The sequence below is a fragment of the Actinomyces sp. HMT897 genome (genome assembly GCF_016626125.1).
Lineage (GTDB): Bacteria > Actinomycetota > Actinomycetes > Actinomycetales > Actinomycetaceae > Actinomyces.
The window spans coordinates 1,685,464-1,701,962 of the sequence record NZ_CP067336.1 but is presented as its reverse complement, the minus strand read 5'-3'; the positions used below and the strand labels follow the sequence as shown (position 1 = coordinate 1,701,962).

Below are 16,499 nucleotides of genomic sequence, written 5' to 3'. Positions count from 1 at the left end.
ACGGCCCGCCCGCTGTCCCCGTGTCCGGGCGCCTGTCTGCGCGTGCCCGCCGAGCACCGGGACCGGTCCGGCCAGGGCCGCAGGTGGGCGCACCGGCACGTACCTGCGACAATGCCGCCATGAGCCCTCGCACCACCGACCTCGCCGACATTACGCCACCTATCGCCCTGGGTCCCCTGGACGGTCGCTACCGCAGCGTGACCGCGCCCCTGGTCAACCACCTCTCCGAGGCCGCCCTCAACCGCGCCCGCCTGGAGGTGGAGGTCGAGTGGCTCATCTACCTCACCGACAACCACGTCCTGCCTGGTGCCCCTGTCCTGTCAGCCTCCGAGAAGGCCTACCTGCGCGGGATCGTCGAGAACTTCGGCGCCGTCGAGATCGCCGAGCTGGCCAGTATCGAGGCCGTGACCCGTCACGACGTCAAGGCCGTGGAGTACCTCCTCAAGCGTCGCCTCGACGCCGCCTGCGTGCCCGGTGACGGTGCCCCGGCTCCCAGCGTGCCGCCCTCGGCCGGCCCGGCTGCCCCCCACCTCCCGGCCCCGACCGCCGCCGGCGCACCGGCCCCGGACGGTGCACCAGCCGCCCAGCAGACTGCCGACGGCACCCCCCAGGTCCCTGCCGTGACCGCCGTCGACGGCGGGCCCACCGTCCTGCCGGGCGTCCACGAGATCGTCCACATCTTCTGCACCAGTGAGGACGTCAACAACCTGGCCTACGCCCTGACCGTGCGCGCCGCCGTGCAGGAGATCTGGCTGCCCGCCGCCCGGGGCCTGGTGGCCGACCTGGGTGCCATGGCCCGCGAGCACGCCGCCGTCCCCATGCTGGCCCGCACCCACGGCCAGGCCGCTACCCCCACCACCCTGGGCAAGGAGCTGGCGGTGCTGGCCCACCGCCTGGGACGCCAGGTGCGTCGCGTGGAGGGCACGCAGTACCTGGGCAAGGTCAACGGTGCCACCGGGACCTACGGTGCTCACGTCGTGGCCGTACCCGGGGCCGACTGGGAGGCGGTGTCCCGTGGCTTCGTGGAGCACCTGGGCCTGACCTGGAACCCGCTGACCACCCAGATCGAGTCCCACGACTGGCAGGCCGAGCTGTACTCCGACGTCGCCCGCTTCAACCGGGTCGCCCACAACCTGGCCACCGACGTGTGGACCTACATCTCCCTGGGCTACTTCCGCCAGCGCCTGAGCGCCCAGGGCTCCACCGGCTCCTCCACCATGCCGCACAAGGTCAACCCGATCCGCTTTGAGAACGGCGAGGCCAACCTGGAGATCTCCTGCGCCCTGCTGGACTCCCTGGCCGCCACCCTGGTCATCTCCCGGCTCCAGAGGGACCTGACCGACTCCACCACCCAGCGCAATATCGGGGTGGCCCTGGGCCACTCCCTGCTGGCCATTGACAATATCCGACGCGGCCTGGCCGGGCTGGACGTGGACCACGCCCGCCTGACTGAGGACCTGGAGGCCACCTGGGAGGTCCTGGGCGAGCCGGTCCAGCAGGCCATGCGGGCGGCCGCCGTGGCCGGGGCCACCGGCATGGCCGACCCCTATGAGCGCCTCAAGGAGCTCACCCGTGGCCGGAAGGTCACGCCGGAGGCCATGCGCGCGTTCATCTCCGGCCTGGGTATGCCCGACGACGTCGAGGCGCGCCTGCTGGCGCTGACCCCCGCCACCTACACGGGGCTGGCGGCGCAGCTGGTCGCGCACCTGGAGGACTGAGGCGCGGGGCCCGGCTGGTTGGAGGGGTAGGGCGCGGTGCCTTGCCGTTTGTGGGCGACTGGGGCGCGAGGCTGACCGACTACTCGTCTGGGGCCACCGCGGCCGACGCCGTCGGACCTACGCAGGAGGGGCCGTGGAGCCCCGGACCACCAGCTGTGAGGGGACCTCCACCACGGGACCGACCTCGATCCCCAGCGCCAGGCGGGCGGCGGCCTCACCCACCCCGGCGAAGTCCAGGCACACGGTGGTCAGGGCCGGGACCATGCCGACGGCGTGGGGGTGGTCGTCCACGCCCACCACCGACACGTCCCGCGGTGCCTCGACCCCCTCGCGGGCGAGCCCCGCGACCAGGCCTATTGCCAGGTCGTCGTTGCCGCACAGGACGCCTGTGGCCCGCGACGCCCGTACGGCTGCGGCGGAGCGCAGCCCCGTCTCCACGGACCAGCCAATGGCCACGGGCTCGCTGGCCCTCAGGTGGCGCTGGGCCAGGACCCTGCGCCATCCGGCCAGGCGGGGGTCGGGGTGCCCCGCGCTCGGTACGCCCACGTAGGCCAGGCGCTCGTGCCCCAGGTCGCACAGGTGGTGGGTCGCGGTCATGGCCCCGGCATAGTCGTCCGTCCAGGCCCGAGGCGGCTCCTCGTGCCCGGCGCCCGGGCGGCCCCGGCGATCGCCACCGGCAGGTCCACGGGCAGGTCCTCCAGGGCCGCCACGCTGACGGAGTCGAACTCCAGGAGGACGACGCCGTCCACGCGCCCGTCCAGGGCCCGGGAGAGGATCTCGCGCCGTCGTTGTGAGCCGCCGCTCAGGACGTGGATGGAGAGGTCCGCGCCAAGCTCCTCGGAGGCGGCCACCACCCCCGAGACGGTCGCCCAGTACCCGGTCCGGCTAATGTCCGTGGACAGGGCCAGGAGGTGGGCCCGGTCGGTGGGAGGGCGGTAGCCCAGGTCCTGGGCGGCCTCCTGCACCCGCCTGAGGGTGGGGGAGGGGTTCGGGTGGCCCCGGCCCAGGGCCCGCGAGGCGGTCGCCTTCGATGTCCCGGCGCGGGCGGCGACGTCGGCGAGCCGGGGCGGGAACCATGGGCGCCTGGTCGTGCTCACGTGGCACCTCCCCTGACGTCGTCCCCGTGGCCGGGGGTGCCCGCCTGACTGCGGACGCCCTCCCAGGGTACGTGAGCTGGCCCGGGGCCGTTTCACGTGGAACGGGGCTGGCACGCCCACCGCCCCGTAGGCGGCCGCTGTTCTGGCTGTTCCACGTGGAACGGTGCCGCTGGCCCCGGCCCCGGCGCCCCTACTGCCTGCGCGCCTTGTCGAGGTCGGCGAGGTTGCCCTCGGTGGTGGCCGAGGAGGACAGGTCTGTCTGGAGCAGGACACGCTGCCCGCGCTGGAGGGCCAGGGTGTCGCGGCCGTCCCCGTCCCAGTCGCCGACGTGGACGGCGTCGCTGGGCCTCCCCAGGGACACCGCGGCCACCACGGGGGCGTGAGTGCGGTTCTCGTTGTAGAAGACCACGCGGCTCCCCAGCCGGACCGCGTAGGACACGGTGCCGTCCCCGTCCCAGTCGCCGCGCAGGATGGTGGCCCGCGGGTTGTCCTTCTGGGCGGCCACGAACGACGGGAGCTCCTCCTGCTGGGGGCTGAGGGCCTCGATCCTCCACGTCGTCGCCTGCTCCTCCTCCCCGGTGACGGGCCGGCCGTCCCCGGAGGACAGGGCCAGGCCGCTGAGCTTGGAGCGCATACGCACCCCGCCCTCCACCGACAGGACGTGCCACCGGTACCGGCTGCCCGCAATGTCCGTCCCGGTGCCCGCTGCCGCGGTGGCCACCAGGCCCCCACCCGCGTAGCCGTTCGCCGAGGCCGCCCCCAGCACGGCCCCCGATGGCGAGCTGAGGACGTAGGTGAGGTCGTCCTGGCGACGTAGGTGCCAGTGGGTGTCCTCGCCGGTGGAGGTGCTCAGCGTGACGCCCCCGCTCCCCAGGGTCAGAGCCCGGCCCTGCGGGTCGAGGACGCGGACGTCGCCGTCGGGCTGCACCTGGGCGGGGGTGCGGTAGTAGGTGTGGACGTAGTCGATGTCGAAGGAGGCCGGCAGGGCGGGGTCGTGGGCGCGGCCCAGGTGCCCCTCCAGGCTGAGGACCACGTGCCGGGACATGCGCCACAGGGAGGGGTCGGGGGCGGGCAGGCGCCAGGCCAAGTGGCGGTCCCAGTAGAGGAGTACCTCCCCCTCCCGACGCTCGACGCCGTAGAGGTGGTAGTCCGCGGAGACGTCCTCGGCGCTGGCGTAGGTGTGCCCGCCGAAGGACCTGTGGTCGGCCTCGGTATTGCCCGGCCAGATATGCGTGGCGGAGGTCATGGCGTGGAAGTCGAAGGTCTCCTGGACGTCGATCTCCGGGTTCGGGTCGGCTGCCAGCGCGTTCTGGCCGTCGAGGTTGGAGGACTGGAGCCAGACCGCCGAGAGCACGTGGGCGGCCGAGGGCAGCGCCCTGGCGCGGACCTCCACGTAGCTGCACACGCCGGGGGTGTCGAAGACCGACTCCACGGCACCGAAGGTGTGGTCCCTGCCCTCGTGGCGCTCGGCCCGGGCCCACAGGTGCAGGACGCCGTCGGAGGCCTCGGCGTTCTCATCACGGAAGGCCCCGACGCCGGAGGCCGGGTACCACAGCCCCTTGTGCCAGCGTGAGGGGTCCAGGGGGGTGTCGAAGTTGTCGCTGAGGGAGTCAATGAGGGTCCACTCCTCCAGGTTGACGTCGGTGGCCCCCGCCCCCACCTCCTGCGCACGGGCCTGGGAGGGCAGGAGAAGAGGCAGGCCGGTCAGGGCCGCCGCGGACAGGATGGCGTTACGTCGGGTCAGCGTCATCGTTCATGCTCCTTTGCACGGGCCGGTGGTAGGTGCAGACTAGGCTCTGTCGGACGCGCGGGGAAGAGGGCCGCTAGAGTGCGTGAAACAGGCGTTTCACAGGTTGTGGACAGGCTGTCCGGCCCCTATCTACGGTAGGTGGCACCGTTTTAAGAGGGGGCCGGTGTGGGTCACCTCGTCCTGGAGGTCTCCATGACTGCGATGACTGCGTCCGCGTCCGCCACGCCCGGACCGCCTGCCCGCCCAGACGGCGGGGACGCCTCGGTGGTACCTACCTCGGTGGCCCCCGCTCCGGCGCCGGTGGTCCCAGTGGCGCCTGCCCCGGCGTCCGCCCCAATGCCGACGTCCTCGGCGCCGTCGGCCCCGGTGGAACCTGCCTCGGCCCCGCCCGCCCCGGCGCCTGCCACCCGCCCCTGGGCCCTGGCCGGCTGCCAGCACGGCTGGATGCGTACCCTCCGCCCCGGCGAGGAGGTCGTCACCCCCACCGCCGCCCTCGTCCTGTCCGACGCCGGCTGGCAGGGCGCCGTCGCCGGGCTCACCGCCTACCGCCGGGCCCTGCGTGAGCGCACGGCACCGACCACCGCGCCCGCGCCCGTCGTCTTCAACGACTACATGAACACCCTCATGGCCGACCCCACGGAGGAGCGCCTGGCCACCCTGGTGCCCGCCGCCGCCCGGGCTGGCGCGGAGGTCTACTGCATCGACGACGGCTGGCACTCCGACGAGGAGGACGGGGCCTGGTGGGACGCCGTCGGCGCCTGGGAGCCCTCCGCCCGGCGCTTCCCCCACGGCCTGGGGGCCACCCTGGACCTCATCCGGGCTGAGGGCATGGTGCCGGGCCTGTGGATCGAGCCCCTCGCCGTCGGGGTGCGCAGCCCCCTGGCCAGAAGCCTCCCCGAGGAGGCCCTCATGCGCCGCGACGGCCAGCTCCTCGTGGAACAGGGCCGCCTGCGCCTGGACATGCGCCACCCCGCCGCACGGGACCACCTCGACGCCGTCGTGGACCGCATGGTCGGCTACGGCATCGGCTACCTCAAGGTGGACGACAACTACTCCGTGGGCACCGGCCCGGACGCCGGGGCCGACTCCACCGGGGACGCCCTCATGGAGCACTCCCGGGCCTGGGTGCGGTGGCTGGCCGACCTGGGGCGGCGCCACCCGGACCTGGTGGTGGAGAACTGCGCCTCGGGCGGCATGAGCACGGACTACGCCCTCCTGGCCTCCGCTCGCCTCCAGTCCACCTCCGACCTCCAGGACCCCCTGCGCTACCCGCCCGTGGCCGCCAACGCCCCCCCTGACCGTGCTGCCCGAGCAGGCCGCCAGCTGGGGCTACCCGCAGCCGGGGATGAGCGACGAGGAGATCGTCTACACCCTGGTCACCTCCCTGGCCGGCTCCCTCTACCTCTCAGGGCACCTGGACCGCATGAGCGCCCACCAGGCGGCCCTCGTGCGTGCCGCCACCGACCTGGCCAAGGACCTGCGCACCCACCTGTGCCAGGACGTCCCCTGGTGGCCCGCGGACGTAGCCGGCTGGAACGACCCCTGGGTGGTGGCCGCCCGGGCCACCTCCCCGGGCGGGCGCGAGGGGCTCCTCCTCGTGTGGCACCGCCCCGGCCTGGGACCCCGGACCCCGGAGCTCCACCTGCCCTCCCTGGCGGGGTACGACGTCGAGCAGGTCTACCCGCCCCGCGACATCGTCCCCGACCCCGGCCTGCACGTCGAGCCCGGTGACGACGGCCTACGCCTCGCCGTCCCGGCCGGCGCAGGCACCACCCACCCCACTGCCCGGGCCTACCTGGTCCGGTCCCACCACTGCGTCAACGACGCCGCATGAATGGAGAAACCTCATGAACCGCACCCCTCTCACCGCCCTGACCACCCCCGTCACCCGGCGTACCTCCCTGGCCCTGGCCACCTCCCTCGTGGGCGCCCTGGCCCTCGCCTCCTGCTCCGACCCCGGCAGCGAGACCACGACCCAGTCCGGCCCGGCCTCCTGGCCCTCCGCCACCGACAAGCTCGACGGCGTCGAGCTCACCTTCTGGGCCGCCCAGTCCTCCGCCAAGATCCCCCAGAACGTGGTCAAGGCCTTCCAGGAGGCCACCGGTGCGAAGGTCTCGATCGTCACCATCCCCGACCCCTACGAGCAGGGCGTCCAGACCAAGGTCGCCACCGGGGACCTGCCCGACCTGGCCATGTGGCAGCCCACCACCTCCCAGCTGCTGAGCCTGGGCGCCAAGGAGCGTCTCCAGCCCCTGGACGGCGCCCCCTGGGAGGCGGCCACCGACGCCAGCGTCCTGGGCGCCGGAGGCACCCTGGAGGGGAAGCGCTACGCCGCCTTCGTCTCCGCCCCCTCCGTCATGGGCGTCTGGTACAACAAGAAGGTCTTCGAGGCCAACGGCGTCACGGTCCCCAAGAGCTTCGAGGAGCTCCTCACCACGGCGCGCTCCCTCAAGGCCAAGGGCGTCACCCCCTTCTACGAGATGGGCGGGGAGTGGTGGGCCTCCCAGTGGGCCGTCCAGGTCCAGCTGGCCGAGGCCGCCAAGGACGGCCTGTGGGAGAGGGTCAACACCAACGAGGACACCTTCACCGGCAAGGACATCCAGGGTGCCATCGACACCTACAGCGCCATGATCGACGAGGGCCTGTTCAACGAGGACATGAAGACCGGGACCTTCGACGAGCAGGCCAAGGCCCTCCTGGACGGCAAGGCGGCCATGGCCATCCAGGTCACCAGCCTCCTGTCCAACATGGCCGCCCAGACCGACGCCGCCACCCTGAACGCCACCATCGGCTTCTTCCCCGTCTCCGCCAAGGGCGCCCTGGCCACGTCCATCCCCGACCAGACCAACGCCGTCGTCGCCTTCGCCACCGGGGACGAGAGGCGGCAGTCCGCCGCCCGCCAGCTCCTGACCTACTGGCTCTCCGAGGGCTACGCCAGCTTCGTCAAGGAGCAGAACACGGTCTCCATTATCTCGGGCGTGGACACCCCCGACACGGTGCCCACGGCCCTGGTGGAGGCCAACAGGACCCTGGCCTCCTCCGTGGGCTCCATGCAGTCCCTGGCCATTGCCAACCCGGACCTGGCCAAGAACCTCGGCGACATGATCGCCGGCACCAAGACGGCCGCCCAGGTGGGGCAGGAGACGCAGACCCAGTTCGCCCAGCTCGCCAAGGCCATTGGCGCGAAGGGCTTCTGAGCATGACGCCCGCAGAACCGCGGCGACGGCGTCGCGCCTCAGGCTCCACGCACCCCTGGGCCTTCGTGGTCCCGGCCTTCGTCGCGCTCGCGGTGTTCTTCCTGACCCCCACGCTGTACAACTTCGTCTACGCCTTCACGGACTGGTCCAGCTTCAAGTCCTCGATCCGGCCCACGGGATGGAGCAACTTCGCCCAGCTGGTCTCCTCCGGCGACCTGCGGCGGGCACTGGTCATCACCCTCCTGTACGCCGGTGGGGTGGCGGTGGCCCAGAACCTCTTCGGGCTGGGGCTGGCCCTCCTCCTGGAGCGGGACACGGTGGTCAACAAGGTGGTCCGGGTGGTCTTCTTTATCCCGGTGGTCATGTCCGCGCTCGCGGTGGGCTACGTCTTCCAGGCCCTCCTCAAGCCCGACGGCGGGGTGAACCAGCTCCTGGGGGCGCTGGCGGGGGAGCCGGTGAGCATCGCCTGGCTGGGCTCCACGCGCTGGACGCTCCTGGTGGTCGTCCTCATCCACGCCTGGAAGTGGATGGGTATGTCCATGCTCGCCTACCTCGCGGGGCTCAAGACCATTGACCACCAGGTCCTCGAGGCGGCCCGCATTGACGGGGCCTCGCGCTGGCAGACGCTGGTACGCATCAGGATGCCGCTCATCGCCCCGGCCGTCACCTTCAACGTGGCCACGGCGCTCCTGGGCTCCATGAACTCCTTCGACATCGTCCAGGCCACCACCGGGGGTGGGCCCGGCGGCTCCACCGAGCTGCTCAACCTGTACATCTTCCGCACCTTTGGCCAGGGCCTGTACGCCCAGGCCACGACCATGAGCCTGGTGCTCTTCCTAGCCGTGGTCCTCCTGGCCTTCCCCGTCATCGGGATGCTCCGTCGTCGAGAGAGGAACATGGCATGAACCGCCTCAAGCGTGGGATCCAGCCCGTGGCCGCGGTGCTCCTGGCGGCCGTCCTGGTGGGGGTGCCGCTGTGGACGGTCCTGGTCACCGCGGGCAAGTCGCAGGCGGAGGCCCTCAGTCCGGACCTCTCCCTGCCCTCCGGCTGGCAGCTGTGGGACAACGTCGCCGAGGTCGTCTCCCGTTCCCACATCGGGGCGGCCTTTATCGGCAGCCTGCTGCTCCTGGTGCCTTCCGTGGCGCTCGTGCTCGTCCTGGGGTCCATGGCGTCCTGGGTGCTGGTGCGCCGCTCGGGACGGCTGGCGGCCGTGGTCTATGCCGTCGGCATCTGCGGGATCATCCTGCCGCTGGCCGTGGTGACCCTGGTGCTCCTGCTGCGGCAGCTGGGCCTGGCCGGGACCGCGGTGGGCATGATCTGTGCCTACGTGGGCATGTACCTGTCCACGGTCATCTTCTTTGTCACAGGCTTTGTGCGCACCGTCCCGGTGTCCCTGGAGGAGGCGGCCCGGATCGACCGCGCCGGGCCGCTGCGGGTCTTCCTCACCATTATCCTGCCGCTCCTGCGGCCGGTCCTGGCCACGGCCACCATCCTCATCAGCCTGTACGTGTGGAACGACGTCTTCTACGCCTTCTTCGTGGTGGGCGGGCGCTTGGACACCCTGCCGCTCAACCTCTTCGCGGTGGCGAGCGCAGGGGTGCACCTGAACAACTGGCACCTCATCTTCACCTACGTCCTCCTCATGAGCGCTCCGCTGGTGCTGCTCTTCACGGTGTTCCAGAGGCAGATTATCTCAGGGATTACCTCGGGTGCCGTGAAGTAGAGGTGGATGGGGGTGGGCGCCGTCGGCCCCCAAGGGACAGGTTCCTGCCCCGGAGACGTACCTTAGTCATTGGGGACGTACGTCTAGGGTACGTCACTGATGGCTAAGGTACGTCATCGAGGGCTAAGGTACGTTCCCGGCGGTCAGGGTACGTCCGCGGCGACTGGGGTACGTCCGCGGCGGCCAGCCGACGGCGGGCGCCCCGGTCGGTTTGCAGAACAAACCGACCGGCTGTACCCTGGAGTAGGTTTGCAACACAAATCGATCTGAAGTCAAGACCTAAGGAGTCCGACCATGACCACTGCAAGCGCCTCTGCCGGTACGTCCTCGCCTGCGTCCTCACCTGAGACCGGGGGCCTTGACCCGGCCGCCGCCCTGGCCACCATTAGGACGCAGCGCCAGGCCGTCGTGGTGCGCAGCGACCTCATTCTCATCGCCTGGGGCCTGGCCTGGGTCGTGGGCTACGTCAGCCTGGCCCTGGGGGCGGGCCAGGCCGTCCTGGGCGGCTGCCTGATGGCCGCCGTCATCGTGACCGCCGTCGTCGTCACCCTGGGGGCGCGCGGGATCCGGGGCACCACCTCCCGAACCGGTAGCGTCTACGGGGCGACCTGGCTCGCCGCCATGGGCCTGGTCACCGTCCTGCTGGGTCGGGCTGGGACGGTCCTGTCCGACATTGGCACCGAGCAGGCCCACGAGCTCCTGAGGCTCCTGAGCTCGGGCATCCCCTGCCTGGTGGTGGGAACCATCTACATGGCCAGCGCCATGCTCTGGGAGGAGACCGCCCTGGCCTGGACCGGCGCCTGGATCCTCGCGGTGACCGCCCTGGCCACCATTGTGGGCACGCCCGCCGCCTGGTGGGTCATGGCCGTCCTGGGCGGCGGTGGTCTGCTGGCGGTGGGACTGGTCCAGCTCGCAATGCGCAAGGCGGTGCGATAATGCTGGACCCCGTTATCCACGCCCAGGCCAGGCTGCGGATTATGGCCACCCTGGCGGCCCTCGCCAAGGGCGACGAGCTCTCCTTCCCCCGCCTGCGCTCCACCCTTGACATGACCGCCGGCAACCTCTCCACCCACCTGAGCAAGCTGGAGGGGGCGGGGTACGTCAGGATCAACAAGACCTTCAGGGGACGGACCCCCGCCACCTACCTCAGCCTGACCACCCAGGGGCGACGTGCCTTCGAGGACTACGTCGTCCAGCTCCGGGCCATGCTCGGGTAGGGGTGGCCTGGCCGAGGCAGGCCTGGTCACCCGCTACGGGGCTGGGTCGTGCTCGGGTAGGGGTGGCCTGGGGTGCCCTGGGTGCGCTGGGCGGCCCCAGCTTCCGGGTCGTGCTCGGGTAGGGGCAGGCCGACGGCGTCGGGCAGGTCTGGCCACCCTGGCGGTGAGCGCGCTACCGAGGCCCGCCGACGGCGTCGGGCAGGTGGCCCGCCGAGGCCGTCGGCCCTGCCGGGTGGGTGCTCAGACTGCACGAGTTCTTGCAGGTCGCACCAGTTCCTGTTCCGTCCCTCTTCCCGGTCCTGAGTTACCCCCGTGGTCCCGTAGGGTCCCAGGGCGCCTCTTGTCAGGAAGTCGTGCAACCCGCGGGCCACGCAGTACCCGATCCTGTACGCGACATCCGTTCTCGCGAGGAACAAGTACCGTTCTCGCGGGGTGGCGGGGCGGTGGCGGGCTCAGGCCATGGGGTCCCAGCTGGGCAGCAGGACCGGCTCGGCCTCCAGCGCGGAGCGTGTGGCCTGGGGCAGGCGGTCGGCGCGCACGACCACCTGGTAGACGTACTGGTCGAACCAGGAGTCGTTCATGGTCCAGAAGCCCTTCTCCGCCGTCTCCTCGCCCCAGGAGTTCTCCACCCGCCAGCGCCGTGGGGTGCCGTCAACCAGGTCCACGCCGGTCAGGCACATGGCGTGCGTGGGCGCGGACTCGCGCGCCACCAGCCGCTCGGCCTTGGTCATGGACAGCCCCACGCCGTACAGGCCCTCGTAGTCGTGCAGGGCGGCGTCCCACACCCCGGCCTTCTTGTCCCGCTGCTTGGCCACGTCGCAGGCGAACCACACCGGCTCCCCGTCCCGGACGGCCGCCACCGCGGCCGCCTTGACGACCTCCAGGGACGCGGCCACGTGCGTCTGGGGCCCCTGGCCCACCATGGTCTCCGAGCGGTCGATGGCGTAGAGGGTGTCCTGCCGGATCTGCGGACGCGGGTCGTGGACCACCACCACGAACTCGTCCACGTCCGGGGCGTACCTGCGGGCGAACTCGCGCGGCGTCATCGTTCCCACCCGGGTGAACTGCTTGTCCTTGTTGCGGTACTGCCACACGAACCGGCTCGGCGGGGTCCCCAGGTGGATCGCCAGGAGCCGGTAGACGTCCGCCATGGCGGCCTCCCGCAGCTCCCTGACGGCAGTGTCCCGGGCGGCGGCGTCCTGGGCGGGATCGTCCCCGGCGGGCTCGACGACGGCCCGGATCCGCAGGGCCGCACGCCGCAGGAGGGTGTCCAGGTGGTCGTTCATGGCCTGGGAGTCCGTGGCCGACTGGGTGTCCGGCATGACGTAGGCGGGCACCATGCCGTACTTGGCCACCAGGTGGGCGAACTCCGGCCACCAGCCGCCGTCACCGGCCGGGGAGGCCAGGTCCGCGACGACCTCCCGGTCCTCCAGGTCCCGGCCGGCCACCATGTCCGCGGTAAAGCGGTTCAGGAAGGCGTTGGCCTTCTCCAGCTTGTCGTGGAAGTAGATGAAGTTCTGGCTCAGGGAGAAGCCCTCCAGCCCCAGATCCTTGATCATGGCCGCCCGCAGGGTGTTCAGGCCGGCAAAGGCCCAGCAGCGGCCCGAGCGCTTCTGGTCGGTGATCGCCGCGTCCGGGATGAGGTCGGAGACCGAGGAGTCGATAGAGGTCAGGACCGCACGGTCCAGGCTGACGGTCTCCACGTCCGTGGTGGCCACGGCGTTGCCCGCCAGGCGGGCGGCGGGGTCGGCCAGGAAGGATGCGGCGGCGTCGGCCACCCACTGGCTGCTCAGGGGGGTGCTCAGGTTCTGGGTCATGGGGGACATTGTGCCCCGGTGGTGGTCCGGGCGGTGGCGGCTACCCTGGTGCCATGGTGAGCGCGGACGGTACGGACCCGGACGGCCCGGACCCGGACGGTACGACGCCGGACGGGGCCGGGCAGGCCGCTGGCTCGCCAGCGCCCCGTGGGACCCCCTCCGAGCGTCCCCGGGTCAGCACCGAGACCGACATGTGGCTCACCCGCGTGGTCACCCTGAGCTGGTACCTGGTCACCGTCCTGTACGCCGAGCGGCGCCGACTCGCCCTGTACTGGCTGCTCAGCCTCGTCGCGGCCCTGGTCGCCTGCTTCACGCCCCGGCCCCGCCTCGCGATTATCGCCCTGGCCGGGGGCATTGCCCTGTTCCAGGGCGTGGGCCTGACCCTGCGGCACACGCGCGCCCAGCTTGCCACCCCGCGGGGGACCTCCGTGCGCACCGGCAGCCTCGGCCCGACCGGGGCGGCCCTGACCACCGGCATCTGCCTGGAGGTCGCCCAGGCCCTCCTCATGCTCTCCGTGCTGCTGGGGGTCGTGGTCGGCAGCTGGCTGGCCGACCGCTACGGCCTCACCGCCGTCCACGACGTCCGGGTACCACGCTGGTTCCACCACCACGTAGCGGTGAGGTTCTACGCGGTCTACGGGTGGAGCGGCGGGCTGTGGGTCAGTAGCGCCACGAGTGAGATCGGTACCTTCTCCGGGTACCTGGCCTTTGCCGTCGGGGCGGTGCTGCGCTCGGTCAGGGCGGCGCGCCTGGCCTCCGCCACGGCCGCCTTCCTCATGTTCTCCCCCCTGGCGTTCGGGGTGACGCCGCTGCAGATGGAGTCCCCCTGGCCCACGGTCGTCATGGAGGTCCTGTCGGCCTGCGTCGGTGTGGTGGCGATCTGGCTGTGGCGGCACGTCGCCCGTGACCTGCTCACGCCCCAGGCCGAGGTCCTGGGGCTGGACCGTGACCTGAGCCTGGCCGAGCGCCGGGTGGTGTGGGCCAGCGTGCGCAGGGCCGTACGGCGCGACGGCGCCCTCATCCGCCGCGGGTGGAGGTGCCTGCGGAGCGAGGGACTGCGTCACGTCCTGTCCAGCACCTTCACCGTGTCCGTCTGCCTGGAGGCCATGGACGAGGCCCGCGGCCTGGCGCCCTCCCCGCGGGCCCGCGCCAAGGTCCTGGAGGTCTTCGCCCACAGCGGTGTGAGCCTGGACCAGCCGGTGCGGACCCTGGGGCTGAAGGAGGTGATCCTGGTGGGCTTCACCTGGGCGCTATCCCACGAGGTGGCCGTCTACCTCCTGCCCGACATCCGCGGCCTGGTCAGCCCCGAGGCGCTGCGCGTCCTGGACTCCCTCCTGCTGGAGCGCGTGGAGAAGGGCGCCGACATTATTATCCTGTGAGGTGCCGACGCCGTCGCCTGGCAATCGTGCGTCATACCGGAACCGCGTGGTACCGCGGTCTCACTCAGCACACAGGCAGCGCTTCCGGGCAGGCTGTCCACAGGGTGGCGCGGAGGTGGGTGCGACCGGAGTAGCTAGGTCTTTACCGTTGTTACATGTCTCTTGCTGATCTTGACTCTGCTGACACCGACCTCACTTTCGCTACCGCCTCCTTCCCCACCACTGTTCCTGCCTCCTGGACGGGCTCCGCCGCCACGGCCTGCCAGACGAGCCTGGACCAGGTCAGCCTCCTTGTGAGTGCTCTCACGTCCCAGCTCACTGAGGTCCGATCCGCCTGCACCGCTGTGAGGTGGATGTCATGAGCGACTACCCTGCCTCGTCCCAGGGCTCGGGATCCCAGGGTTCCGGCTCCTCGTCGGCTGGTGGTGGCGACTACTCTGCCTCCTCCCAGGGCTCGGGGTCCTCATCCAGCTTTGGCAGCTCCAGCCCCTCGTCCGGTTCGTGCCCGGCTGGACCCTACCCCGCCTCGGCCCAGGGGTGCGGGACGGCGCCCCCTGAGGACACGTCCTCCACGCCCCCGTCGCCCTACTCCTGGACCATGTCCTGGCCGACGGTCCCGGTGCTCGTCAGCGGCGGGTCCACCAGCGTCAGCACCACCGACCTCGACCTGCTCAACGCGGCGGTCACGAGCACCGCGACCTACCTGGAGAGCGCCAGGACCTCCCTGCTCAAGGAGTACGCGGACCTGGAGGCCCTGCCCACCCCCGAGTCACCAGCAAACTCCTGCTCCGTGGTCTCGAACCAGCAGGCCCTGGGCGGCGCGCTCTCCAACCCCAAGGGCATCCTGTTCTCCTCCAACCACAGCTTTGAGCTCTACCGGACCATCGCCCGGTGGACGGTCGACAAGGCCGCGAACGGACCTGGTTCCCTGGGCGCCGTCGCCGCGACGCTGCGTGGCCTGGCCCGTGACATTAAGACCTGCTCCGACACCTACTCGGGCGCGGAGCTGGGGGCCAGCATGTCCGGCGGCCTCCACTCCTGGGGCGGCACGGGCAATCTCGTGGGCTCCCTGCTGCTGTCCCTGCCCCTGGCCCTGGTGAACCTGCCCTCCCCCAGGCTCATCCCCGACATGGACGGCGATGCGGACGACTGGTTTGCCATGGCCACCACCCTGCTCAACGACGACACGCTGGAGGACTGGGTCAGCACCGACCTAGTGAACCTGATCTGGATCCTCCAGAACGTGCCCGGGGCCGAGGACGGCACCGAGGCCAGCGAGGTCAGGAGGTACCTGAGCCTGACCGCCGCCCGCCTGGCGCCCCAGCTGCGCCCCCACCTGCCCCAGCAGGTACGCCACGGGGCCGGGTACGTGGACCGTGAGGACCTCACGGACATGCAGGTCGTCGCCGCCTACCTGGCGATCCTGTCCGAGAAGGACGGTGCCGAGCGGTTCGGCGAGACCACCGGGGTGCGCCTGACCCTGGACGGCGTCAGCCTCACCGTGCCGGCTGCCGCCAAGGACCCCTACGGCCTGGGCTCCAGGATCATGTCCCTGTTCGACATGACCCCGCAGGAGGAGACGTGGATCCCGGGGATCTCCTCGCCGGCCCCCGTGGGCGGGCGGGTCCTGGACCACCCCCCGCGTACCGCCGCCGAGCTCATCCGCTACTCCGACGGCCTCAAGAAGAATGACGACGACCCCAAGACCGGTGTCATCTCCGTCATTAGGACCGTCGTCCCCGGCCAGCCCGACCGGTGGGTCGTCGTCGTCCCGGGTACGACGAACTGGGGGGCGGGCAGCTCCAACCCCCAGGACATGCAGACCAACCTGGAGGCGGTGGGGGGAATGGCCACGGACATGAGCGCCGCCGTAGTCAGCGCCATGCGCCATGCCGGGGTCCAGCCCGGGGACCCCGTGGCCATCTACGGCCACTCCCAGGGCGGGGCGGTGGTCTCCAACCTGGCCGCCGACCCCGTCATCCAGGAGCACTTCTCCATCACCTCGCTGCTCACCGCCGGCAGCCCCACGGCCGGGGCGGAGCTGTCCTCCGACGTGGACGCCCTGCACCTGGAGAACACCGGCGACGCCGTCCCCGCCCTGAGCGCCGCGCCCACGCCCACCAGCCCCACGCGGATCGTGGCCAGTATCGACACGCACACCGGGACGAAGGCCTCCCAGTACCCGCACAGCTCGGACGTCTACGCCGACGCCGTGGAGGGGATGGAGAACGGCAACGACCCGGACCTGGTGGGCTGGAGCAACCGATTCGCGACCTACACGGGCCAGGACGTGGAGGGGGCGACCTCCGTGGAGTACGTCTTCGAGGTCGAGCGCCTTACCGACAACGGGTTCAACGTCAATGACATTGAAGGCTACGTGGACGACGTGGTCGAGGATGTCGAGGAGACCATCCACGACGTCTCCAGCAAGCTGCCGCTCACCCAAATCGGGCCCCGGCGGTGAGCAGGGGCTGTACGGGCGACTCGTCGACGCAGCCGCAGTGGTCATTGGGCCCCGGTGAGTAGGGGCTGGTGTCTCAGGCGTTCACGTGGCGCGTGGGGCATTCAGCCCCGGCTGTGTAGGCCCGCCGCGGGCGCGAC

The 16,499-nt window shown here is 71.3% G+C and carries 14 protein-coding genes; 10 read left to right on the top strand and 4 right to left on the bottom strand.

The annotated features are described in order from the left end of the window. The first annotated feature begins 119 nt into the window (after positions 1-119). Positions 120-1,718: an adenylosuccinate lyase gene (gene purB, locus JJJ15_RS06780; RefSeq protein WP_246741945.1), complete on the top strand. Its 1,599-nt coding sequence runs from the start codon at positions 120-122 to the stop codon at positions 1,716-1,718. Between the two features lie 117 nt (positions 1,719-1,835). Here purB and JJJ15_RS06775 read toward each other — a convergent pair whose 3' ends face one another. From JJJ15_RS06775 to JJJ15_RS06765, 3 genes are all read right to left on the bottom strand, one after another. Then, positions 1,836-2,315, bottom strand: coding sequence for a substrate-binding domain-containing protein (locus tag JJJ15_RS06775; RefSeq protein ID WP_200510242.1), 480 nt, complete (start codon positions 2,313-2,315; stop codon positions 1,836-1,838). Beyond that, positions 2,312-2,815 carry a LacI family DNA-binding transcriptional regulator gene (locus tag JJJ15_RS06770; RefSeq protein ID WP_200510241.1) on the bottom strand — a complete coding sequence of 168 codons (504 nt, stop codon included), beginning with the start codon at positions 2,813-2,815 and terminating at the stop codon, positions 2,312-2,314. The genes JJJ15_RS06775 and JJJ15_RS06770 overlap by 4 nt, the downstream gene beginning before the upstream one ends. Positions 2,816-3,005: 190 nt before the next feature. Beyond that, positions 3,006-4,565, bottom strand: a complete 1,560-nt coding sequence (locus JJJ15_RS06765) for a hypothetical protein (RefSeq protein WP_200510240.1) — start codon at positions 4,563-4,565, stop codon at positions 3,006-3,008. Positions 4,566-5,009: 444 nt separating this feature from the next. Between JJJ15_RS06765 and JJJ15_RS06760 the strand changes: the two genes are divergently transcribed. The 6 genes from JJJ15_RS06760 (at position 5,010) to JJJ15_RS06735 (ending at position 10,702) form a co-directional block, all read left to right on the top strand. Further along, positions 5,010-6,296 (top strand): glycoside hydrolase family 36 protein, encoded by a 1,287-nt coding sequence (locus JJJ15_RS06760; RefSeq protein ID WP_200510239.1) that lies wholly within the window; start codon positions 5,010-5,012, stop codon positions 6,294-6,296. A gap of 116 nt (positions 6,297-6,412) precedes the next feature. Further along, on the top strand, positions 6,413-7,762 hold the full coding sequence (locus tag JJJ15_RS06755) for an ABC transporter substrate-binding protein (RefSeq protein ID WP_200510238.1): 1,350 nt from the start codon (positions 6,413-6,415) through the stop codon (positions 7,760-7,762). Between the two features lie 2 nt (positions 7,763-7,764). Beyond that, a complete protein-coding gene (locus JJJ15_RS06750; protein WP_200510237.1) occupies positions 7,765-8,667 on the top strand; it encodes a sugar ABC transporter permease in 903 nt (300 codons plus the stop codon). Beyond that, positions 8,664-9,485 (top strand): carbohydrate ABC transporter permease, encoded by an 822-nt coding sequence (locus JJJ15_RS06745; RefSeq protein ID WP_200510236.1) that lies wholly within the window; start codon positions 8,664-8,666, stop codon positions 9,483-9,485. Before JJJ15_RS06750 ends, JJJ15_RS06745 begins: the two co-directional genes overlap by 4 nt. Positions 9,486-9,779: 294 nt before the next feature. Continuing rightward, a complete protein-coding gene (locus tag JJJ15_RS06740) occupies positions 9,780-10,421 on the top strand; it encodes a hypothetical protein (RefSeq protein ID WP_106110007.1) in 642 nt (213 codons plus the stop codon). Next, a complete protein-coding gene (locus JJJ15_RS06735; protein ID WP_200510235.1) occupies positions 10,421-10,702 on the top strand; it encodes a transcriptional regulator in 282 nt (93 codons plus the stop codon). Before JJJ15_RS06740 ends, JJJ15_RS06735 begins: the two co-directional genes overlap by 1 nt. A 452-nt stretch (positions 10,703-11,154) precedes the next feature. Here JJJ15_RS06735 and JJJ15_RS06730 read toward each other — a convergent pair whose 3' ends face one another. Continuing rightward, the gene (locus tag JJJ15_RS06730; protein ID WP_200510234.1) at positions 11,155-12,519 is read right to left on the bottom strand and encodes a C1 family peptidase; all 1,365 of its coding nucleotides are present in this window, start codon (positions 12,517-12,519) and stop codon (positions 11,155-11,157) included. 53 nt (positions 12,520-12,572) lie between these two features. Here JJJ15_RS06730 and JJJ15_RS06725 point away from each other — a divergent pair, with 53 nt between their 5' ends. The 3 genes from JJJ15_RS06725 to JJJ15_RS06715 all read left to right on the top strand — a co-directional run bounded on the left by JJJ15_RS06725 (position 12,573) and on the right by JJJ15_RS06715 (position 16,362). Next, complete coding sequence (locus JJJ15_RS06725) at positions 12,573-13,898, top strand: hypothetical protein (protein ID WP_200510233.1); 1,326 nt, start codon at positions 12,573-12,575, stop codon at positions 13,896-13,898. A 155-nt stretch (positions 13,899-14,053) separates the two neighbouring features. Then, the gene (locus tag JJJ15_RS06720) at positions 14,054-14,260 is read left to right on the top strand and encodes a hypothetical protein (RefSeq protein ID WP_106110003.1); all 207 of its coding nucleotides are present in this window, start codon (positions 14,054-14,056) and stop codon (positions 14,258-14,260) included. Next, on the top strand, positions 14,257-16,362 hold the full coding sequence (locus tag JJJ15_RS06715; protein WP_200510232.1) for a hypothetical protein: 2,106 nt from the start codon (positions 14,257-14,259) through the stop codon (positions 16,360-16,362). Before JJJ15_RS06720 ends, JJJ15_RS06715 begins: the two co-directional genes overlap by 4 nt. The last annotated feature ends 137 nt before the right edge of the window (positions 16,363-16,499 follow it).

Bases quoted from the DNA above. Each gene is read 5' to 3' on its own strand.
- purB (WP_246741945.1), top strand. From the start codon at position 120: ATGAGCCCTCGCACCACCGACCTCGCCGACATTACGCCACCTATCGCC.
- JJJ15_RS06775 (WP_200510242.1), bottom strand. From the start codon at position 2,315: ATGACCGCGACCCACCACCTGTGCGACCTGGGGCACGAGCGCCTGGCC.
- JJJ15_RS06765 (WP_200510240.1), bottom strand. From the start codon at position 4,565: ATGACGCTGACCCGACGTAACGCCATCCTGTCCGCGGCGGCCCTGACC.
- JJJ15_RS06760 (WP_200510239.1), top strand. From the start codon at position 5,010: ATGCGTACCCTCCGCCCCGGCGAGGAGGTCGTCACCCCCACCGCCGCC.
- JJJ15_RS06755 (WP_200510238.1), top strand. From the start codon at position 6,413: ATGAACCGCACCCCTCTCACCGCCCTGACCACCCCCGTCACCCGGCGT.
- JJJ15_RS06750 (WP_200510237.1), top strand. From the start codon at position 7,765: ATGACGCCCGCAGAACCGCGGCGACGGCGTCGCGCCTCAGGCTCCACG.
- JJJ15_RS06745 (WP_200510236.1), top strand. From the start codon at position 8,664: ATGAACCGCCTCAAGCGTGGGATCCAGCCCGTGGCCGCGGTGCTCCTG.
- JJJ15_RS06740 (WP_106110007.1), top strand. From the start codon at position 9,780: ATGACCACTGCAAGCGCCTCTGCCGGTACGTCCTCGCCTGCGTCCTCA.
- JJJ15_RS06735 (WP_200510235.1), top strand. From the start codon at position 10,421: ATGCTGGACCCCGTTATCCACGCCCAGGCCAGGCTGCGGATTATGGCC.
- JJJ15_RS06730 (WP_200510234.1), bottom strand. From the start codon at position 12,519: ATGACCCAGAACCTGAGCACCCCCCTGAGCAGCCAGTGGGTGGCCGAC.
- JJJ15_RS06725 (WP_200510233.1), top strand. From the start codon at position 12,573: ATGGTGAGCGCGGACGGTACGGACCCGGACGGCCCGGACCCGGACGGT.
- JJJ15_RS06720 (WP_106110003.1), top strand. From the start codon at position 14,054: ATGTCTCTTGCTGATCTTGACTCTGCTGACACCGACCTCACTTTCGCT.
- JJJ15_RS06715 (WP_200510232.1), top strand. From the start codon at position 14,257: ATGAGCGACTACCCTGCCTCGTCCCAGGGCTCGGGATCCCAGGGTTCC.